This window comes from Tessaracoccus palaemonis (assembly GCF_019316905.1).
Classification (GTDB): domain Bacteria; phylum Actinomycetota; class Actinomycetes; order Propionibacteriales; family Propionibacteriaceae; genus Arachnia; species Arachnia palaemonis.
The window spans coordinates 928,421-953,315 of record NZ_CP079216.1; the positions used below are offsets into that span (position 1 = coordinate 928,421).

At 70.9% G+C, this 24,895-nt stretch carries 23 protein-coding genes; 8 read left to right on the top strand and 15 right to left on the bottom strand.

The genetic code is table 11. The features are described 5' to 3' along the window. Positions 1 to 43: 43 nt before the first annotated feature. On the top strand, positions 44 to 1,828 hold the full coding sequence (metG, locus tag KDB89_RS04090) for a methionine--tRNA ligase (RefSeq protein ID WP_369408089.1): 1,785 nt from the start codon (positions 44 to 46) through the stop codon (positions 1,826 to 1,828). 33 nt (positions 1,829 to 1,861) lie between these two features. After that, entirely contained in the window at positions 1,862 to 2,302 is a 441-nt protein-coding gene (locus tag KDB89_RS04095) for a hypothetical protein (RefSeq protein ID WP_219083595.1), read from the top strand. 7 nt (positions 2,303 to 2,309) lie between these two features. Here KDB89_RS04095 and KDB89_RS04100 read toward each other — a convergent pair whose 3' ends face one another. The 4 genes from KDB89_RS04100 to KDB89_RS04115 form a co-directional block, all read right to left on the bottom strand. Continuing rightward, positions 2,310 to 2,909, bottom strand: coding sequence for a uridine kinase family protein (locus KDB89_RS04100; protein ID WP_255556194.1), 600 nt, complete (start codon positions 2,907 to 2,909; stop codon positions 2,310 to 2,312). Positions 2,910 to 2,930: 21 nt separating this feature from the next. Further along, a complete protein-coding gene (locus KDB89_RS04105; RefSeq protein ID WP_255556195.1) occupies positions 2,931 to 4,751 on the bottom strand; it encodes a DUF2207 domain-containing protein in 1,821 nt (606 codons plus the stop codon). Positions 4,752 to 4,813: 62 nt separating this feature from the next. Then, positions 4,814 to 6,472, bottom strand: coding sequence for a phospho-sugar mutase (locus KDB89_RS04110; protein WP_219083596.1), 1,659 nt, complete (start codon positions 6,470 to 6,472; stop codon positions 4,814 to 4,816). A 2-nt stretch (positions 6,473 to 6,474) separates the two neighbouring features. Continuing rightward, a complete protein-coding gene (locus KDB89_RS04115) occupies positions 6,475 to 7,278 on the bottom strand; it encodes a purine-nucleoside phosphorylase (protein ID WP_219083597.1) in 804 nt (267 codons plus the stop codon). 72 nt (positions 7,279 to 7,350) lie between these two features. Between KDB89_RS04115 and KDB89_RS04120 the strand changes: the two genes are divergently transcribed. Then, positions 7,351 to 8,760: an NAD(P)H-quinone dehydrogenase gene (locus KDB89_RS04120; RefSeq protein WP_219083598.1), complete on the top strand. Its 1,410-nt coding sequence runs from the start codon at positions 7,351 to 7,353 to the stop codon at positions 8,758 to 8,760. A gap of 1 nt (position 8,761) precedes the next feature. On the opposite strand, the gene KDB89_RS04125 is transcribed toward KDB89_RS04120, so the two are convergent. From KDB89_RS04125 to KDB89_RS04145, 5 genes are all read right to left on the bottom strand, one after another. Beyond that, complete coding sequence (locus KDB89_RS04125; protein WP_219083599.1) at positions 8,762 to 10,435, bottom strand: AMP-binding protein; 1,674 nt, start codon at positions 10,433 to 10,435, stop codon at positions 8,762 to 8,764. Between the two features lie 57 nt (positions 10,436 to 10,492). Further along, entirely contained in the window at positions 10,493 to 11,581 is a 1,089-nt protein-coding gene (locus KDB89_RS04130; protein WP_219083600.1) for a bifunctional glycosyltransferase family 2/GtrA family protein, read from the bottom strand. 12 nt (positions 11,582 to 11,593) lie between these two features. Continuing rightward, on the bottom strand, positions 11,594 to 12,562 hold the full coding sequence (locus tag KDB89_RS04135; protein ID WP_219083601.1) for a phosphodiester glycosidase family protein: 969 nt from the start codon (positions 12,560 to 12,562) through the stop codon (positions 11,594 to 11,596). 68 nt (positions 12,563 to 12,630) lie between these two features. Further along, on the bottom strand, positions 12,631 to 13,425 hold the full coding sequence (locus KDB89_RS04140) for a hypothetical protein (protein ID WP_219083602.1): 795 nt from the start codon (positions 13,423 to 13,425) through the stop codon (positions 12,631 to 12,633). Between the two features lie 85 nt (positions 13,426 to 13,510). Further along, positions 13,511 to 15,289, bottom strand: coding sequence for an ATP-binding protein (locus KDB89_RS04145; protein WP_219083603.1), 1,779 nt, complete (start codon positions 15,287 to 15,289; stop codon positions 13,511 to 13,513). A gap of 99 nt (positions 15,290 to 15,388) precedes the next feature. Between KDB89_RS04145 and KDB89_RS04150 the strand changes: the two genes are divergently transcribed. Then, complete coding sequence (locus KDB89_RS04150) at positions 15,389 to 15,859, top strand: NUDIX hydrolase (RefSeq protein ID WP_219083604.1); 471 nt, start codon at positions 15,389 to 15,391, stop codon at positions 15,857 to 15,859. A 1-nt stretch (position 15,860) separates the two neighbouring features. Here the strand turns inward: KDB89_RS04150 and KDB89_RS04155 are convergent, their stop codons facing one another. Genes KDB89_RS04155 through KDB89_RS04175 form a run of 5 tightly spaced genes read right to left on the bottom strand, consistent with a single transcriptional unit; the run spans position 15,861 to position 20,314 of the window. Continuing rightward, positions 15,861 to 17,444, bottom strand: a complete 1,584-nt coding sequence (locus KDB89_RS04155) for a mechanosensitive ion channel family protein (protein ID WP_219083605.1) — start codon at positions 17,442 to 17,444, stop codon at positions 15,861 to 15,863. 40 nt (positions 17,445 to 17,484) lie between these two features. Then, on the bottom strand, positions 17,485 to 17,904 hold the full coding sequence (locus KDB89_RS04160; protein ID WP_219083606.1) for a hypothetical protein: 420 nt from the start codon (positions 17,902 to 17,904) through the stop codon (positions 17,485 to 17,487). A gap of 9 nt (positions 17,905 to 17,913) precedes the next feature. Then, the gene (locus KDB89_RS04165; RefSeq protein ID WP_219083607.1) at positions 17,914 to 18,513 is read right to left on the bottom strand and encodes a Maf family protein; all 600 of its coding nucleotides are present in this window, start codon (positions 18,511 to 18,513) and stop codon (positions 17,914 to 17,916) included. Between the two features lie 5 nt (positions 18,514 to 18,518). Next, entirely contained in the window at positions 18,519 to 18,743 is a 225-nt protein-coding gene (locus KDB89_RS04170; RefSeq protein ID WP_255556196.1) for an acyl-CoA carboxylase epsilon subunit, read from the bottom strand. Next, positions 18,740 to 20,314: an acyl-CoA carboxylase subunit beta gene (locus KDB89_RS04175; protein ID WP_219083608.1), complete on the bottom strand. Its 1,575-nt coding sequence runs from the start codon at positions 20,312 to 20,314 to the stop codon at positions 18,740 to 18,742. Before KDB89_RS04175 ends, KDB89_RS04170 begins: the two co-directional genes overlap by 4 nt. A 73-nt stretch (positions 20,315 to 20,387) precedes the next feature. Between KDB89_RS04175 and KDB89_RS04180 the strand changes: the two genes are divergently transcribed. The 4 genes from KDB89_RS04180 (at position 20,388) to purE (ending at position 23,450) form a co-directional block, all read left to right on the top strand. Then, entirely contained in the window at positions 20,388 to 21,179 is a 792-nt protein-coding gene (locus KDB89_RS04180; protein ID WP_219083609.1) for a biotin--[acetyl-CoA-carboxylase] ligase, read from the top strand. Positions 21,180 to 21,272: 93 nt separating this feature from the next. After that, on the top strand, positions 21,273 to 21,764 hold the full coding sequence (locus KDB89_RS04185) for a PH domain-containing protein (RefSeq protein WP_219083610.1): 492 nt from the start codon (positions 21,273 to 21,275) through the stop codon (positions 21,762 to 21,764). A 32-nt stretch (positions 21,765 to 21,796) separates the two neighbouring features. Beyond that, the gene (locus KDB89_RS04190; RefSeq protein ID WP_219083611.1) at positions 21,797 to 22,957 is read left to right on the top strand and encodes a 5-(carboxyamino)imidazole ribonucleotide synthase; all 1,161 of its coding nucleotides are present in this window, start codon (positions 21,797 to 21,799) and stop codon (positions 22,955 to 22,957) included. Further along, positions 22,950 to 23,450, top strand: a complete 501-nt coding sequence (gene purE, locus KDB89_RS04195) for a 5-(carboxyamino)imidazole ribonucleotide mutase (protein ID WP_219083612.1) — start codon at positions 22,950 to 22,952, stop codon at positions 23,448 to 23,450. Before KDB89_RS04190 ends, purE begins: the two co-directional genes overlap by 8 nt. Here purE and KDB89_RS04200 read toward each other — a convergent pair. Further along, positions 23,443 to 24,879, bottom strand: a complete 1,437-nt coding sequence (locus tag KDB89_RS04200) for a DUF3352 domain-containing protein (protein WP_219083613.1) — start codon at positions 24,877 to 24,879, stop codon at positions 23,443 to 23,445. The two genes, purE and KDB89_RS04200, sit on opposite strands and share 8 nt — an antisense overlap. Between the last annotated feature and the right edge of the window lie 16 nt (positions 24,880 to 24,895).

The window sequence follows — 24,895 nt, forward strand, 5'->3', positions numbered from 1 at the left end:
GGAGAGGATCGGGGGCCGACGTGGGACCGATAGGATGACGCGCATGAGTCATGTTCTTGCCGCGGTCGCCTGGCCCTACGCCAACGGCCCCCGCCACATCGGTCACGTGTCCGGATTCGGAGTCCCCTCGGACGTCTTCTCCCGGTACATGCGCATGGCCGGTCACGACGTGCTCATGGTCTCCGGCTCCGACGAGCACGGCACCGCCATCCAGGTGAAGGCCGACGCGGAGGGCCTGACCCCGCGTCAGACCGCGGACAAGTACCACGCGCAGATCGTCTCCGACCTCAAGGGGCTCGGGCTCAGCTACGACCTCTACACGCGCACGACGACCCCGAACCACTACGCCGTGGTGCAGGAGGTCTTCACCGCGCTGTATGACAACGGCTACATCGTCGCGAAGACGCAGATGGGCGCCATCTCCCCGTCGACCGGCCGCACGCTGCCCGACCGCTTCATCGAGGGCACCTGCCCCATCTGCGGCTACGACAACGCCCGCGGCGACCAGTGCGACAACTGCGGTAACCAGCTCGACCCCGCCGACCTGATCAACCCGAAGTCGAAGATCAACGGCGAGACCCCCGACTTCGTCGAGACCGAGCACCTGTTCCTCGACCTCCCGAAGCTCGCCCCGGCGCTTGCCGAGTGGCTGGACTCCCGCGAGGACTGGCGCCCCAACGTGCTGAAGTTCTCGCACAACCTCCTGGGGGAGATCCACGAGCGCGCCATCACGCGCGACCTCGACTGGGGCGTCCCCGTCCCGCTCGACGGCTGGCGCGACGCCCCGATGAAGCGCATCTACGTCTGGTTCGACGCCGTCATCGGCTACCTGAGCGCCTCGGTCGAGTGGGCGAAGCGCCAGGGCGACCCCGAGGCGTGGCGCACCTGGTGGAACAACCCCGAGGCCCTGTCCTACTACTTCATGGGCAAGGACAACATCGTCTTCCACTCCGTCATCTGGCCCGGCATCCTGCTCGGCGCCGACGGCCGCGGCACCGAGGGCGGCACGATCCACCCCGCGCTGGGCGACCTGCAGCTCCCGACCGAGGTCGTCAGCTCCGAGTTCATGACCATGAAGGGCTCGAAGGTCTCCAGCTCCCGGGGCGCCTCGATCTTCGTCGGCCAGTTCCTCGAGGAGTTCGGCGCCGACGCGCTGCGCTACTACATCGCGGTGGCCGGCCCCGAGAACCAGGACACCGACTTCACGTGGGAGGAGTTCGTGCGGCGCACGAACTTCGAGCTCGCCAACGAGTGGGGCAACCTCGTGAACCGGTCGATCTCCATGGCGCACAAGAACGTCGGCGCGATCCCCGAGGCCGGGGAGCTGACCGAGGAGGACCGTGCGCTCCTGGCCGCATCCGCCGGGGCGTTCGCGACGGTCGGCGAGCACATCGCCGCCAGGCGCTTCAAGGCAGGCATCACCGAGGCCATGCGCATCGTCGGCCTGGCGAACAAGTACGTCTCCGACATGGAGCCATGGAAGCTCAAGGACGACCCGGCCCGCCGCGACACCGTCCTGCACGTCACGCTGCAAGTCGTCAGCGACTGCAACACGCTGCTGACGCCGTATCTGCCGCACTCGGCGCAGAAGGTCTTCGAGGCGCTCGGCGGCGAGGGCGTCTGGGCCGCTCAGCCCGACATCGTCGAGGTCACCGACGGCGAGTGGAGCTACCCGACCCTGCAGGGCGACTACGCCTCGCAGCAGGCCGTCTGGGAGTCGCGTCCGGTCGTCGCCTCGACGCCGCTGGCCAAGCCGACGCCGCTGTTCGCGAAGCTCGACGAGAAGCTCGGCCAGACCGGCCCGAGCTGGGCGCCCATCGGGGACTGATCCGAGAACGACCGATGCCCTATCCTCGCCGACATGATCATCTGGCGGGGCTGGGGCATCCTGGCGGCGGGCTACGTCGCACTCACCGGCATCTTCGGGATCGGCATCCCGTGGAGCGTCGGGGGAGCGTCACTGAAGTGGATCATGCTCCCCGTGGCACTGGTGATGGCGGTGGCCTGCTGGTTCACCGGCCGGTACTTCAACGTCGTGAAACCGCGCCGCGTCGTGGAGCAGGAACTACCTGCGCTTCGTCAGCAGCTGGAGGCCTCGGTGGCCGCCGGGACCTTCCGGCTGGCGAACCAGCCGCCTCCCACGAGCCTGGAGCAGGCCCGTGGTCAGGCTGAGGGGTACCTGCAGTTCATCTCCGGGCAGCACCACGGCCGCAACTGGCACACGATGTTCTTCCTGCCGATGCAGTACTGGGCCTTCCTCATCGCGGCGTGGGGCGTCGCGATGCCCCTGCTCGTGCACTGAGGCCGGTTCAGGAGCGGGCGGCGCAACCCAGCCTCGTCAGCGCCCGGCGCATCGACATCGGCGTGAATCCCGCCTCGATGGCGGCCCGGCGCAGCGCCGGCTCGGCGCGGTAGAGCGCCGCACCCCGGCGCAGCAGCACCGGGGGAGTCTTGCGGTGCTCGCGCAGATCCCTGGCCAGGCGGCGCGTGAAGTTGGCGGTGCGGGGCCGGTCGAGCCACCAGCCCTCGCAGGTCATACCGGCGGCGCGGGCTGCGGCGAGCATGTCGATCGCGAAGATCCCCTCGGCCAGCACCGTCTCGGCGTCGTCGATGTCGACGATGTGCTCCCCGACGCGCCGCGACTTCGAGATGTCGTAGGTCGGCAGCTCCGCCCGGCCGTCGCGCAGCAGCGCGCCGACGGTGTCGACCGCCTGAGCGAGGTCCCACGTGCCGACGTCGTCCCAGTCGGGGATGCCGAGCGGGCTCATGGGCAGGCCGGGCGCGTCGACGTCGCGGTAGAAGTCGTCGAGGCTGATGGTGGCCGCACGGCCGGTGCCGGTGGCGAGCCGTGTCAGGCGGGACTTACCCGATCCTGATGGGCCGGCGATGAGCAGCAGGGTCCGGGGCACCAGAGCAGATTACACCGGGGCTCACCAGGAGCCGCCGCCACCACCGCCGAAGCCGCCGCCGCCGGAGAAGCCCGAGCCGCCCATGGAGCCGCCGGTGGCCTTGCTGACCCCGTCCAGCTGGGCCGCGTGCATCGCGCTCGACATCGACGTGGTCAGGTTGCTCATGGCGCTCGCGAAGTACATGCCGCGCATCAGGTCCGCGCCGATGTACCAGGAGGTGTCGGCCGTGTACAGGCCCTGGGCGCCGAGGTCGGCGAACAGCTTGGTCCAGCGGTCCGTGACGCCGTACACCATGGCGTAGGGCAGGTACTTCGAGAAGATGTCCTCGCCCTCCTCGAACTTGAGCGTCTCCTTCTCGGCGGTGCGCAGGTACAGCTCGAAGCCCTTGGCCTGCGCGAGGTAGGCCGAGCCCATGGCGCTGCGGCGGCGGAACTTGCGCGACATCGCCATCAGGCCGATGCCGAAGATGATCAGCGGGATGCCGATCAGGGCCCAGCCGAACGCCGCCAGGATGATGGCCGCGAACACGCCGCCGGCGACCAGGATGCCGCCGAGGACCAGCGGGCCTGTCTGGGCCATGGTCGGGTTGGACTTGAACCAGCCCTTCGTGACGACGGAGTCGTAGAGGCCGCTTCGCGCGTGCGGCAGCACCTGCGCGAACTTCTCCTTCTCCAGCTCCTTCGACGTGCGCGACGTCGCCCCCTGGAACAGGTCCGCGAGCAGCTTCGACTCGTACGGCTCCAGCGTCTCCCGGGCCGGGGCCTGCGTGGCGTACAGCGTGAACTTCTTCTTGCCGTTCGACTCGATCTTCATGAATCCGCGCACCGCGAGGTCGACCATGGTCGCGGAGACGTCCACGTCGTCGGCCGTGGTGTCCATCAGCGTGCCGATCTCGCCGGGGCGGGCGCCCTTCGGCGGGTTGAACTGCACGGCGACGGGGAACTTCCCGGACTGCGTGCCCACCGCCGCGTTCTCGCCCGCGCCGGGCACGATGCCGGGTGTCAGGCCGAGGTAGACCTCGTCGCGGGCGTGGCGCCTGCGGATGGCGAGCAGCCCGGCGATCGCGGCGACGAGCCCGGCGCCGGCGACGCCGCCGGTGGCGGGGCTGAGTTCGAAGGCGTTGGCGAGCGTCGGCGCCTTGACGAGCTTCTGCTCGACCCCACCGAACGTGCCGGCGGGAAAGCCCGCGACGATCTGGACGGCGTCGCCGGGGGCGAGGGTCTGGTCGACGGCGAAGCTGGCCGTCTGGCCGGAGTTGGTCGCGTCGCACGGCGTCTGGTCCTCGTAGGGGCCGTAGAAGCACGCCGACTTGGACACGGCCGCGGGGCCGGTCACCTGCACCGTGACGTTCGAGATCTCCGACTGCCAGCCTGTGCCGATCACGTCCCAGTTGAGCTCGTCGAGCCCGGACGTCTCCTGGTCCGAGACGATCAGCCCCGTGACGTCGTAGGAGACCGTGTAGTCCTGGGGCGTGGAGTTCCAGATGTCCTCGTCGCCGATCCGCAGCGACATCGTCTTGTCGTCGTCCTCGCGGCTGACGTCCGTGCGCGCGCCGGTCGACGAGGTGACCTGGATGTTGCTGTAGTCGAAGGCGTACTGCCAGTTCGGGTCGGCGCTGTCCTGGCGCGTGGGCAGGATGACGTACGGCCCGCGGCCGTCGACCTGCGAGAAGTCCATCGTGAAGTCGATGGTGACCTGCGCCACCCCCTCGCTCGTCAGGTTCGCCGTGACGTCGTAGCGGGTGATGGGCGCCGAGTCGTCCGCGGCGGCGGGCAGCACCACCATCCAGGCGGACACCAGCGCCAACGCCAGGGTGGACAGGACGGCACGCAGCTTCGTCATGGGTTCCAGGGTAGCCGCAGCCCGGGCCCCGTCGACGGCGGCCCGGGCTGCATCGCCCGTTCTCAGACCCCCAGCGCGGCGGCCATCTCGGCCCGGAGCCGGTCGAGGCGCCCGGCAGCCTCGGTCCGCGCTGCGGCGACGTCCTGCGACTCGGACGGGTCGAGGCGCACCTCCAGGTAGCACTTGAGCTTCGGCTCGGTGCCGGACGGCCGGGCGACGACGTGCACCCGGGGCCCCGTCAGCTCGATGCCGTCGGTCGGGGGGAGGGTCTCGCTGCCGTGCGCCAGATCGACGACGGTGATGGGTTCCCCGAGCAGCTGCGTCGGGGGGTTGCCGCGCAGCCTCGCCATGGCGTCGGCGATGATGCCGAGATCCGCGACGCGGACCGCGAGCTGAGACGTCGCGGTCAGCCCGTGGACGCGGGCGATCTCGTCGAGCCGGTCGGCGAGCGTGCAGCCCTGCGCCCTGAGCTCGGCAACGATGCGCAGCACCGTGACGGCGGCGGTGATGCCGTCCTTGTCGGGCACGGCGCGCGAGTCGACGCAGTAGCCGATGGCCTCCTCGTAGCCGAACGCGAGGTCCGGCACGCGGCCGATCCACTTGAACCCCGTCAGCGTGATCGTGTGCTGCCGACCCGCCGCCTCCGCCATGCGGCCCAACAGCGTCGACGACACGACCGAGTTCGCGAACACGCCCGGCACCCCGCGGCGGATGGCGTCGTCGCCCAGGATCGCGCCGAGCTCATCGCCGGTCAGCATCCGCCACGAGCCGTCGACCACGGCCGCGACGGCGCACCGGTCGGCGTCAGGGTCGTTGGCGATCACCACGTCGGCGCCCACCCGGGAGGCCAGCTCCAGCGACAGGTCGATCGCACCCTTCTCCTCGGGGTTCGGGAACGACACGGTGGGGAAGTCGGGGTTGGGCTCGGCCTGCTCGGCGACCTCGTGCGCGGCGGGCAGCCCGATCCTCGTCGCGACGCGGCGGACGGTCTCGGAGCCGACTCCGTGCATGGCGGTGTGCACCCAGGTCAGCTCGCGCGGCGCCTCAGTCGGGAACAGCGAGGCCGCGCGGGCGACGTAGGCGTCGAGCAGTTCGGCGGTCACGTCGGTGCGGTCCGTGGAGCGCGGCAGGTTCGGCCAGTCGCCCGCGGCGATCTCCGCGATGTGGCCGGCGATCTCGGCGTCCGTCGGGGGCACGATCTGCGACCCGTCGCCGAGGTAGACCTTGTAGCCGTTGTCCTGCGGCGGGTTGTGCGACGCGGTCACGACGATGCCGGCGACGGCGCCGAAGTGCTGGATGCCGAAGGCTACGACGGGGGTGGGGACAGGGTGGTCGGTCCACAGGACCTCGAATCCCGCGGCGGCGAAGATCTCGGCGGTGTCCTCGGCGAAGGCCTGCGACTTGTGGCGCGCGTCGTGGCCGACGATCACCTTCCCGCCGCGCAGCCCCCGTTCGCCCAGCCACGCGGCGAAGCCGGCGGCGGCCTGCGTCACGACGACGCGGTTCATCCGGGCGGGGCCGGGGCCCAGGGCGCCGCGCAGGCCCGCGGTGCCGAACTGCAGCGGCCCCGCGAACGCGGAGGCGAGCTCGTGCTCGGCGGCGCGGGCCAGTTCGGGGTCGTTGGCCTGCGCCTGGACGACCAGGTGGTCGAGCTCGGCGCGGGTGTCGGCGTCGGGGTCGTGCTTGAGCCACAGCGCGGCCCTGGTCAGCAGCTCCGTCATGGTCACAGCTCCTTGCAGATGTCGCCGAGCAACGCGGCGAGTCGGGGGCCCGCGTCGGCCCCGGCCTGCAGCACCTCGGTGTGGTCGAGGTGGTCCTCGCCGAGGCCCGCCGCGGCGTTGGTCACCAGCGACAGGCCGAGGACCTCGAGGCCGGCCTCGCGGGCGGCGATGGTCTCCAGCGTGGTGGACATGCCCACCAGGTCGGCGCCGAGGATCCCGGCCATCCGCACCTCGGCGGGGGTCTCGTACTGCGGGCCGCGGAACTGCATGTAGACGCCCTCGGGCAGCGACTCTTCGACGCGGTGCGCCAGATCGCGCAGCCGCTGCGAGTAGGCCTCGGACAGGTCGATGAAGGTGGCGCCGAGCAGCGGTGTGTCTCCGGTGAAGTTGATGTGGTCCTTCAGCAGCACGACGGTGCCGGGGGCCCACGCCGGGTTGAGGCCGCCGCAGCCGTTGGTCAGCACGACGGTGGACGCGCCCCACTTCGCCGCCGTGCGCACCCCGTGCACGACGGGCGCGACGCCGCGGCCCTCGTAGTAGTGCGTGCGGCCGGTGAAGACCGCTGCGGCCTTTCCCCCGGCGGTGCGGACCAGCTTGAGCGCGCCGCCGTGGCCGCTGACGACGGGCTTGCTGAACCCGGGCACGTCGCCCAGCGCGATCTCGCCGATCGGCTCGCCCAGGGCATCCGCGCCCGAGGACCAGCCCGAGCCCAGCACCAGCGCGACGTCGATCGTGTCGAGGCTGAAGTGGGAACTGAGGAAGGTGGCGGCCTCGTCGGCCAGCACGAAAGCGTCAGTGGTGTGCATCTCCTCAGCATAGTGGCGGCCCCGTCGCGGCGACGGCCGGTGCGCAGGGCCAAGCTGTGGAACGATGGGCGCGTGACCAAGGTTGTGATCATCGGTGGTGGACCCGGCGGCTACGAGGCCGCCCTCGTCGGGAATCAGCTGGGCGGTGAGGTCACGCTCATCGAGCGCGACGGGATGGGCGGGGCCGCGGTGCTCAGCGACTGTGTGCCCTCCAAGACGCTGATCGCCACCGCGGAGGTCATGGTCCGGATCGAGACCGCGGACGCGCTCGGCCTCCACGTGAAGGCCGACGACGTCTCCGACGTGGTCGACGTCGACATGGCGGAGGTGAACCGGCGAGTCCTCGACCTGGCGCACGCCCAGTCCGCCGACATCGAGCGCCGGCTCACCGAGGACGGCGTCAACCTCGTGGCGGGCGCCGCGCGGCTCGACGGGCCGCACCGCGTCATCGCGACGCATGATGGGCGGGAGACGAGCTTCGACGCCGACGTGGTGCTGGTCGCCACCGGCACCACCCCGCGTGAGCTGCCCGACGCCCCCTGCGACGGCGAGCGGATCCTGAACTGGAAGCAGGTCTACAACCTGATCGATCTCCCCGAGCGGTTGATCGTGGTCGGCTCCGGCGTCACGGGGGCGGAGTTCGCCTCCGCCTACGACGCGCTCGGCTGCGACGTGGTGCTGGTCAGCTCCCGCGACCAGGTGCTGCCCGGCGAGGATCAGGACGCGGCCGCGGTCCTGCAGCAGGCGTTCGAGCGCCGCGGCATGACCATCATGAGCCGGGCCCGGGCCGTCGCCGCGCGACGCCGGGGCGACGGGGTGGTCGTGACGCTGGCCGACGGCCGCGAGGTGGAGGGCTCACACTGCCTGATGGCGGTCGGGGCGATCCCCAACTCCGCGGGCCTCGGCCTGGAGGACGCCGGCGTCGAGCTGACGGCTTCGGGACACATCCACGTCGACCGCGTCTCGCGCACCAGCAACCGTGACATCTACGCGGCGGGCGACGTGACCGGCGTCTTCGCGCTGGCGTCGGTGGCCGCGATGCAGGGCAGGGTCGCGATGTGGCACTCGCTCGGTGACGCCGTCAAGCCGCTGGACCTGCGCAGCGTCTCCTCCAACGTCTTCACGACCCCCGAGGTTGCCACCGTCGGGATCACGCAGAAGGAGGTCGACTCCGGCGAGGTGCGGGTGGCGTCGCTGCTGATGCCGATCGCGTCGAACGCGCGCGCCAAGATGATGAGCTTCACCGACGGGTTCGTGAAGCTGTTCTGCCTGCCCACCACCGGCATCATCGTCGGCGGCGTCGTGGTGGCGCCGCGGGCCTCGGAGCTGATCCACTCCGTCTCGCTCGCGGTCGCGCAGCGCGTCACTGTCGACGACTTCAGCCACGCCTTCACGGTCTACCCCTCGATGTCCGGCACCGTCGCGGAGGCGGCGCGCCGCCTCCACACGCGCGACGGTGCCTGGAACACCCTGACGAACTGAGTCAGCCCCGCAGCTGCGGGAACGCCTCGTAGCGGAAGTCCTCGATCACCACGGCCGGGTCGACCTCACGGGCGCGCAGCTCGACGCGGCGGACCTTGCCGCTGATCGTCTTGGGCAGCTCCGCGAACTCCACGCGACGCACCCTCAGGTACGGGGCCAGCCGCTCCTTGGCGTGGGCCAGGATCGACAGCGCGGTGTCCGCGTCGGGGAGGAAGCCGTCGGCCAGCGCGACGTAGGCCTTCGGGACCGCGAGCCGCAGCTCGTCGGGGGCCGGCACCACGGCGGCCTCCAGCACGGCGGGATGCTCGATGAGCACCGACTCCAGCTCGAAGGGGGAGACCTTGTAGTCGGATGCCTTGAACACGTCGTCGGTCCGCCCGACGTAGGTGAGGTAGCCGTCGTCGTCCACCGACACGAGGTCGCCGGAGTGGTAGCGGCCGTCGGCCTGCACGGTGCGGAAGTCGCCCAGGTAGCCGGTGGTCAGGTTCAGCGGCCACGGGTCGACGGGGATGCAGATCTCGCCGTGGCGTGACTCCTCGCCCGTGTCGGGGTCGATGATCACGAGCCGGGCGCCGGGCATCGGCTTGCCCATCGCGCCGGGCCGGACGTCCTCGTCGGGCGCATTGCCGACGGTGCAGGTGGTCTCGGTCTGGCCGTAGCCGTCGCGGATCGTCAGGCCCCACGCCCGCTGCACCGCGGAGATGACCTCCGGGTTGAGGGGCTCGCCGGCGCCGACGGCCTCGCGCAGCGCCGAGGGACGGGCCCCCAGGTCGGCCTTGATCATCATGCGCCACACCGTCGGCGGGGCGCAGAAGGTCGTGACCCCGCAGTCCTCGAGCTCGCGCAGCAGCCGGGCGGGGTCGAAGCGGTGATAGGTGTAGCTGAACACGGTGGCGCCCGCGATCCACGGCGAGAAGAAGCTGGACCAGGCGTGCTTGCCCCAGCCAGGAGACGAGATGTTGAGGTGCACGTCGCCGGGGCGCACGCCGATGAAGTACATCGTCGACAGGTGCCCGACGGGGTAGCTCAGGTGCGTGTGCACCACGAGCTTCGGGTGCTCGGTCGTCCCGGAGGTGAAGTACAGCAGCACGGGGTCGGAGGCGTCGGTCACGACGGGGCGCGGGCCCGCGGGGAGGGCGGCCGCGTCGGCCATCGGACGCCAGCGGCCGTGGCCCTTGCCGGTGGTGACGCACAGCAGCGAGTCGAGGCCGTCGAACTTGGCCTCGCAGTCGGGGCTCGTGACCACAGCGCTCACCCCGGCGCGCGGCACCCGGTCAGCGAGGTCGTCGTGCTGGAGCGCGACGGTGGTCGGCAGGATCACGGCGCCGAGCTTCATGACGGCGAGCATCGCGTCCCACAGCTCCACCTGGTTGCCGAGCATGACCATCACGACGTCGCCCTTGGCGACCCCCTGCGCCTCGAGCCACGCCGCGAGCCGGTCGGAGCGGTGCACCATCTCGTCGTAGCTGTAGCGCTCGTCGGAGCCGCTCTCGTCGCGGAGCCACAGCGCGGTCGACTGGTTGCCGCGGCCGAGCTCGTCGAACCAGTCGACGGCCCAGTTGAACGGCCCGGAGATCTCCGGCCACCGGAACTCGGCGCGGGCCCGGTCGCCCTGGCCGCGGAGGCTGAGGAGGAGGTCTCTGGCCTCGCGGATGGCCTGCGCCGGTGTGCTCATGCGGTGGTCCTTACGGGTGCGTAACCTACGTTTGCGTAAGTTACGGTACGCCCCGGTTCAGACGGGTTGGGAGGCAGTCCGCGCCAACATCTGCCCCCGGGAGTTGTGGGAGCCGGACAACGGGTCGAAGACGACCGTGCGCTGGATGCTGTAGCTCGCCAGGAAGAGGGCCGCCTCCGTGGCCACCTTGGCGAGCAGCAGTGGGGTGCCGGCGTCGGTCAGGGCGGTCAGCACGCCGTAGTTGGCGGCCAGCAGCAGCGCGGCCAGCGACAGATAGCGCAGGGTCGCCGAGCGCAGCGGAACCTCGCGGCCGCGCCGGAAGACCAGCCTCCGGTTCACGGCGAAGTTGACCCCGGCGCTCACCAGGCGGGCGCCCACGACGGCGAGCAGCAGCCGGCCCGTGAACCAGTTCAGCAGCAGGAGCACGCCGGTGTCGACCGCGAACGCCAGCAGGCTCGACCCCGCGAACCGGGCCAGGGGAGCATAGATGCGCAGCGAGTCGACGAGCGGGCGGAAGTGGCTCGACGCGTTGCCGTCGGTGTAGACGGTCTCGATCGGCATGGTGACGAGCGAGATGCCCGACTGGCGGGCCAGGAGAAGCATGCGGAACTCGTAGTCGAAGCGGTCGCCCTGGATGCCGAGGGCCCAGGGCAGGGTGATGGCGGGGAAGGCGCGCAGCCCGGTCTGCGTGTCGGGGACGTCCTGCCGCGTGACGGACCGGAACAGCGCGCGGGTGACCGAGTTGCCGAAGCGGCTGCGCGCCGGCACGGCGCCGGTGAACTCGCGGCAGCCCAGCACCACGCACCGCTGGCCCGGGGGGAGTGTGTCGAGCCGGGCGGCCACCCGGGCGATGTCGGTGGGCGTGTGCTGGCCGTCGCAGTCGGCGGTCACGACCCCGAAGCCGGGCAGCCGCGTCACGATGTCCGCGAAGCCGGTCCGCAGGGCCGCGCCCTTGCCGCGGTTGTGCTCGTGCGTGAGGATCACGGCCCCGCTCGCCGCCGCGGCGGCGAAGACGTCGCAGTAGTCGGGGCCGGAGCCGTCGTCGACGATGACCACCGGAACGTCGGGCAGCGCGGCGTCGAGCTGCGTGACGAGCGCGACCAGGCGCAGGTCAGGCTCGTAGGCGGGGATGAGTACTGCGAACATGGCACGCTCCGTTCAGCCGATGTAGAGGATGTCGCTGGTGGCGCGCTCGCCGCCGTTGGAGGGTTGGTTGACGACCTCGCCGTTGAACCACAGCTCGCTGGAGCCGCCGCCGTCGAGGTTGTACGCCTCGGTCGCGCCGAGGCCCTGCATGATCCCCGCGAGCTCCGTCATGGTGACGCCGCGGCTGTAACCCGTCTCGCGGCCGTCGACGACCACGAACACGAAGTGGTTCTCGTCGATGATCCCGATGGCCGTGCGGGGCTGCTCGCCCTGGATGGAATGGTTGCCGACGTTGGTGTCGATCTCCACGTCGTCGATGCCGGAGACGACCTCTCCGCCTGTGACGAGCGCCGGACCGAAGCTGAGCGTCTGCCACACGCCGTCGGTGAGGAGCTCGTCGGCCGTGGTCGCGGTCTCGTCGTAGACCCGCATGCTGCCGTCGGTGTAGATCGCCAGCCCCGTGCGGGCCGGGTCGTCGCGGTAGACGACGCCGTTGCGGATCACGATGCCGGAGTCACGGAAGCCGTAGTAGTCGCCGTTGATGGCCAGCACGGCGTCGTTGTCGGTCGCGATGGTGCTGACCAGGTCCGTGATGTTCTCGCCGAACTGGTTGTCGGCGAAGGCCGACCGCAGCTGCGTCGCATCGTCGATCGTCACGTCGGCGACGTAGTACGTCACGGTGTCGTCGCCGGAGCCCTGCGTCACCTGGGAGATGGAGATGGAGGTGTCGTCGCTCGTATACGAGTCGTCGGTGACCTCGGCGGCCCGTGCCGTGCCCTCGGTGGCCTCGTCGGTCGCCTCAGCGGAGGCGGCCTGCGAGGCCTCGTACGCCGCGACGTCGGCGATCTCGACGTGGCGTACGACGAAGCGGTCGAGCGCCCAGCCGGTCGCCCCGCCCAGGCTGAGCACGAGGGTCGCCACGAGGCCTGCGATGATGCCGCGCCTCGTGCGGCGGGGCCGTGTCTGTCGTTCGTCTCTCACACGTCAACAGTGCGCCCCGAGCCGGTGGTCCGGCTCGGGGCGCACTGTGAATGCCCTGTGGTTGGGGATCAGTCGTCCAGCAGCCCCATCAGCAGCGAGAAGCCGCCGATCATCAGCGCCCCCTGCGTGACCGACCGCAGCGCGGGATCCATGCCGTGGCGGCCGTAGTAGCCCTGGACCCACGGCGCGTACTCACGGGAGTCCCAGTAGGGCACCATGCCCTGACCTGCGTTGACCATGCGGATCGACGGATCGTTGCCCGTGCGGATGCGCTGCGCGTCCGCCGCGCAGGCGGGCACCTGGCGGGCGGCGCCGCCGGCGGGCGCCCAGGTCACGTCCTCGACCGAGACGCCGTGCGCCGGGTCGAAGAAACAGGGAGCGCGGTGCTCCGGGACCGGCCGTCCCTCGGCGCGCGCCTTGACGCAGGCGATGTTGTAGCGGCCCTCCTCGAGGATCTGCGCGATGCGCTTCACGTCGGCGTTGGACCTGGCGGTGAGCAGCTGCTGCTTGGATCCGTCGTACGCGTCGAGTGCACTGGAGTAGTCGTCCCGGGCCTCGGCGCTGAGCTCGCGGCCGACGACGTCGAGGTCGAGGTCGCGCAGCTCCTCGCCGTACGTCGTGATGTCGGCGTCGATCGCGTCGCGGGACGCCTGCGTCATCGCCTGCTGCGCTGCCGGATCGTAGCCCTGCTGCCCGGCGAACTGCGCCGGCCCACCGAGCATGCCGTAGGGCTGGCCGGGGCGCGGGCCGAGCTGCTGGGGCGGATAACCGCCGTCGCCGAGGCTGGGACGGTTGCTGCGCGTCACCCCGAGCACGATCGACACCAGGATGAAGATGAAGATCATCACGAGGAAGCCGCTCATGGTGGACCACCATTCACATTAGGAGAACTGCTCTCCAGGATAGGCCTCGGGGACAACCCCCACCCCGGTCACTCCCTGGCGGGCCTCACTCCGGATCGACGATCTCGCACAGGACCTGCCCGGCCGTCACCGTGTCGGCGGCGGCCACTGCGAGCGCGGCGACGATCCCGTCGCGGTGCGCCTTGAGCGGCTGCTCCATCTTCATGGCCTCGATCACCGCGATCGTGTCGCCTTCGGCGACGCTCTGTCCCTCCTCGACGGCGACCTTCACGATCGTGCCCTGCATCGGGGAGGTCAGCGCGTTCCCGCTGGGGGCCGAGACCCTGCTGCCGCCGCGGTCGCGACGGGTCGGCTTCTTCGCGACCTTCGTCGCGGCCGCGGGCCTGGCCGCGAACGTGCCGGGCAGCTTGACCTCGACGCGTCGGCCGTTGACCTCGACGACGACCACCTCCGGCTCGGGGGCGTCCTCGGCCTCGCCGAGCACGCCGGTGTAGGGGGCGATATCGCCGGTGAACTCCGTCTCGATCCACCGGGTGTGGACCAGGAAGTCGCCGCCCGGGGCGGTGTAGGCGTCGTCCTCCAGCACCACGCGGTGGAAGGGGACCACCGTCGGCATGCCCTCGATCTCCAGCTCCGACAGCGCGCGGCGCGACCTGGCGATCGCCTGGGCGCGGTCGGCGCCCGTGACGATGACCTTCGCCACCAGCGAATCGAAGGCGCCGGGGACCGTCATGCCGGCGTGGTAGCCCTCGTCGACGCGGATGCCGGGGCCGGAGGGGGCGTGCCACCTGACCAGGGTGCCGGGCGCGGGCATGAAGTTGCGGCCGGCGTCCTCGGCGTTGATGCGGAACTCGATCGAGTGGCCGCGCACCTGGGGATCGTCGTAGCCGAGCTCCTCACCGGCGGCGATGCGGAACATCTCGCGGACCAGATCGAGCCCGGTGACCTCCTCCGAGACCGGGTGCTCCACCTGCAGGCGCGTGTTGACCTCGAGGAACGAGATGGTGCCGTCGAGGCCGACCAGGAACTCGCAGGTCCCCGCCCCGACGTAGCCGGCCTCCCTGAGGATGGCCTTGCTGGACGTGTAGAGCCGGGCGAGCTGCTCGTCGCTCAGGAACGGGGCGGGGGCCTCCTCGACGAGCTTCTGGTGGCGGCGCTGCAGCGAGCAGTCGCGCGTCGAGACGACGACCACGTTGCCGTGCTGATCGGCCAGGCACTGCGTCTCCACGTGGCGTGGCTTGTCGAGGTAGCGCTCGACGAAGCACTCGCCGCGCCCGAAGGCCGTGACGGCCTCGCGCGTCGCCGACTCGAACAGGTCGGGGATCTCCTCGAGCGTGCGTGCGACCTTCAGGCCGCGGCCGCCGCCGCCGAAGGCCGCCTTGATGGCGATCGGCAGCCCGAACTCGGTCGCGAAGGCGACCACCTCGTCTGCGTCCGCGACGGGGTCGGCCGTGCCGGGCACCAGCGGTGCGCCAACCTTCTGCGCGATGTGACGGGCCTTGACCTTGTCGCCCAGCGAGTCGATCGCGGCGGGCGGGGGGCCGATCCAGATCAGCCCCGCGTCGAGGACGGCCTGGGCGAAGTCGGCGTTCTCCGCCAGGAAGCCGTAGCCGGGGTGCACCGCGTCGGCGCCGGAGCGGCGGGCCACCTCGAGCAGCTTCGCGACGTTCAGGTAGGTGTCGGCCGGGGTGGCGCCGTTCAGCGCGAAGGCCTCGTCGGCAAGCTTCACGAATAGCGAGTCGGCGTCCGAGTCGGCGTACACGGCGACGGAGTTGATTCCGGCGTCACGGGCGGCTCGGATCACGCGGACGGCGATCTCTCCCCGGTTGGCGATCAGGACCTTCGAAATGGCGTCATTGCCCACGGCTGTTCCTCACTGAAAACGGATCTACGCGGAGTCTAACTGCGTTTGCGTGGGGGCGTGGGTGGTGCCCGAAAGCTCCCCGTGTGACAGGCTGGGCGCATGCCGACCCCACCCTTCATCCTCGACCTGCGCAGCCGCATCGGGCACGCGCCCCTGTGGCTGATGGGAGCCAACGCGCTGATCCTCCGCGGGCGCGACGTGCTGCTGGTGCGCCGCTGCGACACGGGCGAGTGGGCTCCCGTCAGCGGGATCGTCGACCCGGCCGAGCACCCGGCCAGCACCGCCGTACGCGAGGCCATGGAGGAGGCCGGCGTCGTCATCGAGGTGGAGAGGCTGCTCTGGACCGTCGTCACCGACGTCATCACCTACGCCAACGGGGACGTGACGCAGTACCTCGACCACGGCTTCAGGTGCCGCTGGGTATCCGGAGAGGCACGCGTGGGCGACGAGGAGTCGAGCGACGTGGCGTGGTTCCCCCTCGACGCGCTCCCGTCGCCGCGCCAGCCGCGGCTCGACGCGATGGTCCGGATCGCGCTGGAGGACCCGCGCGACGTCGTGTTCGAGCTCTGAGTCAGTCCTCGTCGTCCGACGGGGCGGGTGCCTTCGGGTCCACGCGCGGCATGATGCGGGTCTCGATCGCCTGCTGCCTGCCCGTGTCGGCCTTCGAGGGGGGCCGCCCGTCGGGGCCGACCGCCTCCTGCTCCCCGGTCCGCTGCCTACGTTCGGCGGCCTGCTCCCGCTCGGCCATGTCGGCGGCGCTGGGACCCGACATCTGCCGGTTGCGCTCGTCGGCCTCCGGGGAACCCGAGTAGAGCCTCGCCTGCGCGCTGCGGGACCCGAGCGTGGTCTCGGTAGGCGTCTCCGCCTCTCCGGGTTTCGCCTCGAAGTCCACGCGGAACGGCAACGCGGCGGCCTCCTCGTGCTTCCGGTTCGACAGCCACGACTGGAGCCACTTGGGCAGCGCGCCGTCGTCGGCCTGGTGCGGCTCGACCTCCTCGACGGGGGCCATCACCTGTGTCTCGTCGTTGAGTTCCTCCGCCCGGAACTCCTGGACGGCCTTCGCCTCGAACTCGTCGCGCTCCTCGACGGTGGGGGCGGTGGTGGTCTCCGGCTCGAGGCGGGTGCGGGGCAGCGCGTAGACGGCGTCGTGCTGCAGCCAGCTGATCAGCTCCTCGCGCACGTAGCAGCGCAGGTCCCACAGCTCGCCGGAGGTGGCGGCCGACACGACCGCCCGGACCCGGACCGGCCCTCCGGTGGCGTCGGTCACCTGCAGCGAGGCGGAGCGGCCGTCCCACAGGTCGCTGGAGCGGACGATGCGCATCAGTTCGACGCGCATGGCCTCGATCGGGACCAGCCAGTCGAGGTCCATGCCCACCTCGCCGAGCAGCCGCGGCTCGCGACGCGTCCAGTTCTCGAAGGCCTTGGTGGTGAAGTAGTTGCTCGGCACGATCCAGCGGCGGTCGTCCCAGGTGCGCACCACGACGTAGGTCAGGGTGATCTCCTCAACCGAGCCCTGCTGCGTCTCGAACACGATCAGGTCACCGACGCGCAGCGCGTCGGAGAACGCGATCTGCATGCCGGCGAACACGTTGGCCAGCGACGACTGGACCGCGAGGCCGGCCACGATCGACAGCACGCCGGCGGACGCGATCAGCGACGCCCCGACGGCGCGGAACGCCTCGAAGGTCAGGAGCGCCCCGGCAAGGGCACAGACCCACACCACCGCGATCGCGACGCGGGAGATGATCTGCATCTGGGTGCGGATGCGCCGGTAGTGGGGGGTCTCCTCGTCCTCGCTGGACTGCTTGTGGACGATCGCGTCCTCCGCGGTCTGGATGACGCCCGTCAGCAGCAGGGCCATCGCCATGATCATGACGATGAGGAAGCCCTGCGAGAAGTACTGACGCCACACAGGAACCGAGGAGCCCAGCGCGGGCGCGGTCGGGATCAGCACCCCCAGCCCGGTGCCGAGCAGCACGCAGAACACGCGCTGAGGCAGCCGCATGCTGCCGGTCAGGCCCTCCATGCGGGGGTGCCGGCGCACGATCACCCGTCCCACGACCGACAGCAGGACAGAGGCGAGGGCGCCGGCCACCAGGCCGATGCCCGCCCACATCGCGATGGTCAAGGTGGAGATGGCGGCATCTGCTTCCATGGACAGCGAGCCTAGCCTGACCGACCCAACCGGACCTGTGTCAGCGGTCGGTGCGCAGCGTGAGGGCGCTCAGGGCCCCCGAGACGGTGAAGGCGCCGTCCCACGTGCCGTCGGTGAACAGCAGCGAGTTGCCCTCGTCGGCGGTGATCTGGAATCCGGCCGCCGGGAGCGTGGCGCGCAGGTGCGCCAGCACGTCGAGTCCGGACGGGGCCGAGAGGACCGCTGTGATGTTGTTCGCCGCGTCGGTGCGCTCGGTCAGCGTCGCGCCGACCGGCAGCGAGAGCCCGGCCGGGGCATGGGTGAACCCCAGTGCGGTCAGGGACACCCCGGCGGGCGGCGTCGCCGTGGCGGCCGGGGCGGGGGTGGTGACGGGCGGCGTCGTGCTCGTCGCGCCGGGGTCGGAGGCTGAGCAGCCGGCCAGCGCGAGGACAGTCAGCAGGGTCAGGGCGAGGCGGGGCACCCGCCCACTCTAGGTCCGGTCCCAGAGGTCGGGCCACTTCACGTCCGCGTCGAGGACCATCTGCCTCACCAGCGGCAGCGACAGGCCGACGATGTTGTACGGGTCGCCCTCGATGGAGGTGACGAAGGCACCGCCGATGCCGTCGATCGTGAAGCCGCCAGCCACCCGCGTCGGTTCCCCCGTGGCGACATAGGCGTCGATCTCGGCGTCGTCCAGGTCCGCGAACCGCACGAGGGTGGTTCCCACCCGGGTCTGCACGGTCTCGTCGCCGCCGCGGCGCACGAGCACGTAGTGGCCGGTGTGGAGGAGGCCCTCGCCGGCGCGCATCCGTCGCCACAGCCTGGCCGCGGCCTCGGGGGTGCCGGGCTTGCCGTGGGCGCGGCCCTCGAACTCCAGCACGGAGTCGCAGGCGATGAGCACCACGTCGCCGTCGACCAGGGGCGCGACGATCTCGCCCTTCGCTCGGGCCAGCGTCGCGGACAGCCGCGCCGGGTTCGGGTCGAGTACCTGCGACTCGTCGAAGCCGGAGACGATCACCTCGGGTTGGATCCCGGCGCCGCGGAGCACGCCGAGGCGGGCGGGGGACTTGGAGGCCAGGACCACCCGCATCGTCGTCACAGCCGGTGGTAGGTGCGCCACGCGTCGCGGCCGCTCACCAGCGGCGGGCGCAGGGTGCGGTAGTACGACTTCCAGCCGCCGGCCAGCGGCCGGTCGTCGGCTGAGCGCAGCCTCTCGGACCGTGCCGCGGCCGACAGCACCGCGACGACGGCCGCCACCTCCTCATCCGAGAGACTCGCCTTCGTCAACGAGATCGACTCCGAGTCGCCTGCGCCGGTCACAGCGGGATGTTCCCGTGCTTCTTGGGCGGCAGCGCCTCGCGTTTGGTGCGCAGCAGCCGGAGCGCCCGGATGACCTGGGCCCGGGTCTCGTGCGGGTAGATCACCTGGTCGATGTAGCCGCGGTCCGCCGCGACGTACGGGTTGGTGAGCTCGTCGTCGTACTCCTGGATCAGCCGCGCGCGCTCCGCCTCGGGGTCCGACGAGGCGGCCAGCTGCTTGCGGTAGAGGATGTTGACGGCGCCCTGAGCACCCATCACCGCGATCTGCGCGGTCGGCCACGCGAGGTTGATGTCGGCGCCGAGGTGCTTCGACCCCATCACGACGTACGCGCCGCCGTAGGCCTTGCGCGTCGTGACCGTCAGGAGGGGCACGGTGGCCTCCGCGTAGGCGTAGATCAGCTTGGCGCCACGACGGATGATGCCGTTGTGCTCCTGGCCGACGCCGGGGAGGAAGCCTGGCACGTCGACGAAGGTCAGCACCGGGATGTTGAACGCGTCACACGTGCGCACGAAGCGGGCGGCCTTCTCCGCGGAGTCGATGTCGAGACAACCCGCGAAGACGGTGGGCTGGTTGGCGACGATGCCGATGGAACGTCCCTCGATGCGGCCGAACCCGACGATGATCGAGCCGGCGAACAGCGGCATCACCTCGAGGAACTCGTCGTCGTCGAGGACGCCGCGGATCACGTCGCGCATGTCGTAGGGCTGGTTCGCCGCGTCGGGGATCAGGCTGTCGAGCTCGCGGTCGTGGTCGGTGATCGTGAGGTCCACCTCCTCGTCGTCGAAGACGGGCGGGTCCTCCAGGTTGTTCTGCGGAAGGTAGGTCAGCAGCTCGCGGACGTACTCGATCGCGTCGTTCTCGTCGGCGGCGAGGTAGTGGGCGTTGCCGGACTTGGTGTTGTGCGTGCGCCCGCCGCCCAGCTCCTCCATCGACACGTCCTCGCCGGTGACGGTCTTGATGACCTCCGGGCCGGTGATGAACATCTGCGAGGTCTTGTCGACCATCACGACGAAGTCGGTCAGTGCCGGCCCGTAGACGTGCCCTCCGGCCGCGGCGCCCATGATCAGCGAGATCTGCGGGATGACGCCGGAGGCGAGCGTGTTGCGCTTGAAGATCTCGCCGTAGAGGGCGAGAGAGACCACACCCTCCTGGATGCGGGCGCCGCCGCCCTCGTTGATGCCGATCAGTGGGACGCCCGTCTTGAGGGCGAAGTCCTGGATCTTGACGATCTTCTCGCCGTAGACCTGCCCGAGCGCGCCGCCGAAGATGGTCACGTCCTGTGAGAAGACGCACACGGGGCGGCCGTGGATGGACCCGGTGCCCGTGATGACGCCGTCGCCGAACGGTCGGCGGGCGTCCATGCCGAAGGAACTGGAACGGTGTCTCGAGAACTGGTCGAACTCGGCGAAGCTCCCCTCGTCGAGCAGGGCCATGACCCGCTCGCGAGCGGTCATCTTGCCCTTGGCATGCTGCTTCTCCACGGCGTCTGCTGAACCGGCGTGCACGGCCTCATCGATGCGCACTCCGAGATTCGCGATCCGACCGGCGGTGGTGTGGACGTCGATCTCCATGGCGCACACACTAGCCGCGATCCAGGAAGTTGCCGGGGGTTCGTCGTAAATGAACGCCGCATAGCATGGGCGGGTGACCGACCTGCTGCCCGACGCCGCCCGCATCTCCTCGCTCCTCGATCCTTCCGGGGTCTTCGACGAGGTGCGTGTCGTCGCCACCACGGGGTCCACGAATCACGACGTCGCGGCCCTGGCCAGGGACGGCGTGGGGGAGGGGCTGGTGCTGGTCTCCGGCGAGCAGACCGCCGGCCGGGGCCGGCTGGACCGGAGCTGGGTCAGCCCCCCCGGCGCCTCCATCTCGATGTCGCTGCTCCTGAGGCCACTGCCGCCCTTCCCCCAGTGGGGCTGGCTGTCGCTGCTCGCGGGCATGGCTGTCGCCTCCGCCGTCGAGGACCTCGCGCCCGACCCGACCGACGTGACGCTGAAGTGGCCCAACGACGTGCTGCTGCGCGGCGACAAGCTGTGCGGGATCCTCTCGGAGCGCATCGAGCACGCCGACGGGGCCCGTGCCGTCGTCGGTATCGGGATCAACGTGTCCCTGACCCGCGACCAGCTGCCGGTCCCCGCGGCGACGTCACTGGCGCTCGCGGGCCTGCCCACCGACCAGAGCGTGATCGTCGCCGGGGTCCTCGGTCATTTCTCGCGCTACTACCGACTCTGGTCGCGCAGCGGATCGCTGCGCGAGGAGTACCAGGCGCGCTGCGCCTCCATCGGCGCCGAGCTGACGATCGTCGTCGACGAGCACCGTCGCGTGCACGGCATCGGCCGGGGAGTCGACGCGTACGGACGCCTCGAGGTCGCCACTGCGCGCGGGGTCGAGACGTTCGCCGTCGGCGACGTCGTCCACGCCCGCCTGAAGCCCTGAGTCCTGCCCTGCCCCCGGGCTGGCCGGCCGCGACACGCAGGCCTGACGCGCCGCAACCGGGCTGTGGAGCGGCCAGCCGTGCCAGACTGAGCCATGGCCATCACCGCAGACCAGCTGGGCAAGGATGAGTACGTCATCGCGACGATGCGCACGCACGTCAAGAAGCTCATCATCCCCGTCGTGTTCCTCTTCGCCATCGCGATCGTCCTCGGCGTCGCGATAGCCCTCTTCCCCGCCGCCTGGCAGCCGTGGGCCACCTGGATCGCCGTGGCCGCCGCCCTGATCGCGTTCGTGGTGCTGGTGGTCCGGCCGGCGCTGCACTGGTGGAGCTCGACCTACACCGTCACCAACCGCCGGATCATCACGCGCCACGGAGTGCTGACCCGCGTCGGCCACGACCTGCCGCTCAGGCGCATCAACAACGTGAACTATGAGCGTGGGGTCGTCGACCGCATGGTCGGCTGCGGCACGCTCATCTTCGAGACCGCCGCGGGACAGCCGCTCCGGCTGCCCGACGTGCCAGAGGTCGAGAAGGTCCATGTCCAGATCACCGAGTTGCTGTTCGGCGACGACGAGGACGACTGAGCACGCCGACGCGCGTTGATAGGCTGCCCGGCGTGACCCGCCGTTACAGTCTCGCCATCGCAGGGGGCGGGCAGCTCGCCCGCATGATGCAGCAGGCCGCGATCCCGCTCGGGATCGATGTGCGCCTGCTCGCGGAGGGGCCCGGCGTCTCCGCCGCGCAGGTCGTGCCGGACACCATCGTCGGGGACTACCGCGACCTGGAGACCCTGCGGGACTTTGTCGACGGCGCCGACGCACTGACCTTCGACCACGAGCATGTCCCGACCCGGCACCTGGCCGTGCTCGAGGAGCAGGTGGCTGTCCGCCCGGGGCCGGGCGCGCTCGTCTACGCCCAGGACAAGGCCGCGATGCGCGAGAGGCTGACCGGCCTCGGGGCCCCGTGCCCCGCGTTCGCGGTGTGCGACACCTCCGACGAGCTGCTGGCCTTCGGCGAGCGCCAGGGCTGGCCGATCATCGCGAAGACCTCCCGCGGCGGCTACGACGGCAAGGGCGTCTGGAAGCTCGACGGGCCGGCCGAGGTCGGCATCCCGTTCGACGGCCTCGCTTCCCAGTCGGCGGGCGAGAGCGTCCGCATCGTCGCCGAGGACTTCATCGACTTCACGCGCGAGCTGTCGGCGCTGGTCGTCCGCTCGCCCTCCGGACAGGTCGTCGCGTACCCCGTCAGCGAGACGCTGCAGCTCGACGGCATCTGCGTCGAGACCGTGACCCCCGCACCCGGCCTCCCGGCCGAGGAGGCCACCCGGCTGCAGGAGCTGGCCATCTCGCTGGCCGGTGAGCTCGGCGTCGTCGGGGTGCTTGCTGTCGAGCTGATGCAGGCCCGCGACGGCCGGATCGTCGTCAACGAGCTGGCCATGCGCCCGCACAACACGGGGCACTGGAGCATCGACGGCGCCGTCACGAGCCAGTTCGAGAACCACCTCCGCGCGGCCCTCGACCTGCCGCTCGGCTCCCCCGAGCTGACCGACGAGGTCGTCGTGATGCGCAACGTGCTGGGCGGGGCCGAGGAGGACCTCACGGGGGCGCTGGTCCACGTGTACGCCCGCGACCGGGCCGCGCACGTCCACCTGTACGGCAAGGAGGTCGTGCCCGGGCGCAAGGTCGGGCATGTCACCTGTGTCGGAACAGACCTCGACGACGTGCGGCGCCGCGCCCGGCACGCCGCCGGCTACCTGATGGGAGACGCAGATGCCTGATGCCCCGCTCGTGTCGATCGTGATGGGATCGGACTCCGACTGGCCCACCATGCAGGCCGCGGCCGACGCCTGCTCCGAGTTCGGCATCGCCTTCGAGGCCGACGTCGTCTCGGCGCACCGGATGCCGGAGGACATGATCCGCTTCGGCCGCGAGGCCCACAGCCGCGGCATCCGCGTGATCATCGCCGGGGCCGGCGGCGCCGCCCACCTGCCCGGCATGCTCGCCGCGCTGACGCCGCTGCCCGTCATCGGGGTCCCAGTGGCCCTGAAGTACCTCGACGGCATGGACTCGCTGCTGTCGATCGTGCAGATGCCGGCGGGCGTCCCCGTCGCCACGGTGGCGATCGGGAACGCCCGCAATGCCGGCTTGCTGGCCGTGCGCATCCTGGCCGCCTCCGATGAGGCGTTGCAGGCCAGGATGCTGGACTTCCAGGAGCAGTTGCGCGACGCCGCCCACGCCAAGGGCGAGGCGGTCCGCGCCCGGCTCAGCTGAAGGAGACCCTGACCAGGGCCTCGACCGTGCTGCCGTCCTGCGTCGACGTCACAGCCATCCCCGAGACCGGCTTCAGCCAGGCCTGCAGATCGCTGGACTGCTGGACCAGCGCAGCGATGTTCTGGTCCGCGAGGATCGCCGGCACGTTGACGAACAGCACTGACTGGGCGGGGCCGTCGACGAGCTTCGACCAGCCCTCGAGGCCGCTCAGCTTCGATGCGGGGGCCGTCACGTCGGAGACCTCCTGGCCGAGCGCGACCACGCCCGTGTCGCCGTCCTGCTCGATCCTGAGCCCCGTGGCGCCGCTCTGCTGCAGCGTGGTGTCGAGCTGGTCGAGGATCTCCTTCTGACGCGCGGCGTCGTCGCCGACGAGCGCCGCGCCGAGGATGGGGGAGCCGGCCTCGTCCATGCCGAGGGTGACCCCGAGGCTGCTGCCGATCAGCGCGCCGAGGTCCTCCTGGCTCGTCAGGCCGAACTGCTGGGCCCACGCCGTGGCCGTGTCGTCGGCGGAGACGACCTCCCAGATGCGGGAGATCGAGTCGTCGTCGGTGGTGGTCGCCAGGGCGAGCAGCGAGTCCGCGGACAGGTTGCCGGCGATGTCGCGGACATCGGCGGTGCCGTCGGTGTCCATGCCGGGTGCCTCGAGCACGGTGCGCAGCGTCAGCATCGAGTCGGAGACCTGCAGTCCCGCGGCACCGTGCAGGTCGCGGGTCAGGTCCCCGGCGTCGGCCGTGATGCCCGTGCTGTCCTCGCCCTCCTGCAGCGCGAGGGCGGCGCCCGCGGGGGAGACCCACGCCGTCGCGAGGCTGCTGCCGCTCAGCCTGGCCACGTCGGACGTGAACGTGTCGTCGGAGGCCAGCGGGGACGAGGTGATGTCGGCCTGGTCGAGGCCGGCCGCCTCGGCGCTGACGACCATGAGGTCGTCGACGAAGAACACCGTGGTGCCGGCCAGGTGCTCGTCCGCGAAGGCCTGGGCTGCGGACCTGTCGGTCACCTGGACCGACATCACGGCCTGCACGTCGGTGGCGTCGCCGCCGACGGGGAGGGCGCCGATCGCGACGGAGTCACCGAGCCAGGGCTCGACCTCCGAGTACTCCGGCAGGTCCTCGTCCGCGGGGATGAGGCTCCACAGGGCGGCCTTGTAGTCGTCGCCGATCTCGCCGAGGCCGAGGTCGGGCAGCTTATCGGCGATGCCCTTGAGCGCCAGCTTGTCGCTAGCGGACGGGTTGAGGTTCACCTCGACGGAGGCGAGCACCGTCGACGGGAGGCCCTGGGAGGCGGTGGGTGTCGTTCCGCGCAGCAGCGTGAACGCCGCGGCGACGCCCGCGACCACCACGATGGCCGCGATGGCCACGGCCACGATGACCGGTGCCTTGGACTTCTTCGGCGCCTCCTCGGCGGCGGGGATGGGCTGGGTGCTCTGGCTCACGGCGTCTCCTTGATCT

Coding starts and splice junctions, on each gene's coding strand:
- metG (WP_369408089.1), top strand. CDS start 44: ATGAGTCATGTTCTTGCCGCGGTCGCCTGGCCCTACGCCAACGGCCCC.
- KDB89_RS04095 (WP_219083595.1), top strand. CDS start 1,862: ATGATCATCTGGCGGGGCTGGGGCATCCTGGCGGCGGGCTACGTCGCA.
- KDB89_RS04105 (WP_255556195.1), bottom strand. CDS start 4,751: ATGACGAAGCTGCGTGCCGTCCTGTCCACCCTGGCGTTGGCGCTGGTG.
- KDB89_RS04110 (WP_219083596.1), bottom strand. CDS start 6,472: ATGACGGAGCTGCTGACCAGGGCCGCGCTGTGGCTCAAGCACGACCCC.
- KDB89_RS04115 (WP_219083597.1), bottom strand. CDS start 7,278: ATGCACACCACTGACGCTTTCGTGCTGGCCGACGAGGCCGCCACCTTC.
- KDB89_RS04125 (WP_219083599.1), bottom strand. CDS start 10,435: ATGAGCACACCGGCGCAGGCCATCCGCGAGGCCAGAGACCTCCTCCTC.
- KDB89_RS04130 (WP_219083600.1), bottom strand. CDS start 11,581: ATGTTCGCAGTACTCATCCCCGCCTACGAGCCTGACCTGCGCCTGGTC.
- KDB89_RS04140 (WP_219083602.1), bottom strand. CDS start 13,425: ATGAGCGGCTTCCTCGTGATGATCTTCATCTTCATCCTGGTGTCGATC.
- KDB89_RS04150 (WP_219083604.1), top strand. CDS start 15,389: ATGCCGACCCCACCCTTCATCCTCGACCTGCGCAGCCGCATCGGGCAC.
- KDB89_RS04155 (WP_219083605.1), bottom strand. CDS start 17,444: ATGGAAGCAGATGCCGCCATCTCCACCTTGACCATCGCGATGTGGGCG.
- KDB89_RS04165 (WP_219083607.1), bottom strand. CDS start 18,513: ATGCGGGTGGTCCTGGCCTCCAAGTCCCCCGCCCGCCTCGGCGTGCTC.
- KDB89_RS04175 (WP_219083608.1), bottom strand. CDS start 20,314: ATGGAGATCGACGTCCACACCACCGCCGGTCGGATCGCGAATCTCGGA.
- KDB89_RS04185 (WP_219083610.1), top strand. CDS start 21,273: ATGGCCATCACCGCAGACCAGCTGGGCAAGGATGAGTACGTCATCGCG.
- purE (WP_219083612.1), top strand. CDS start 22,950: ATGCCTGATGCCCCGCTCGTGTCGATCGTGATGGGATCGGACTCCGAC.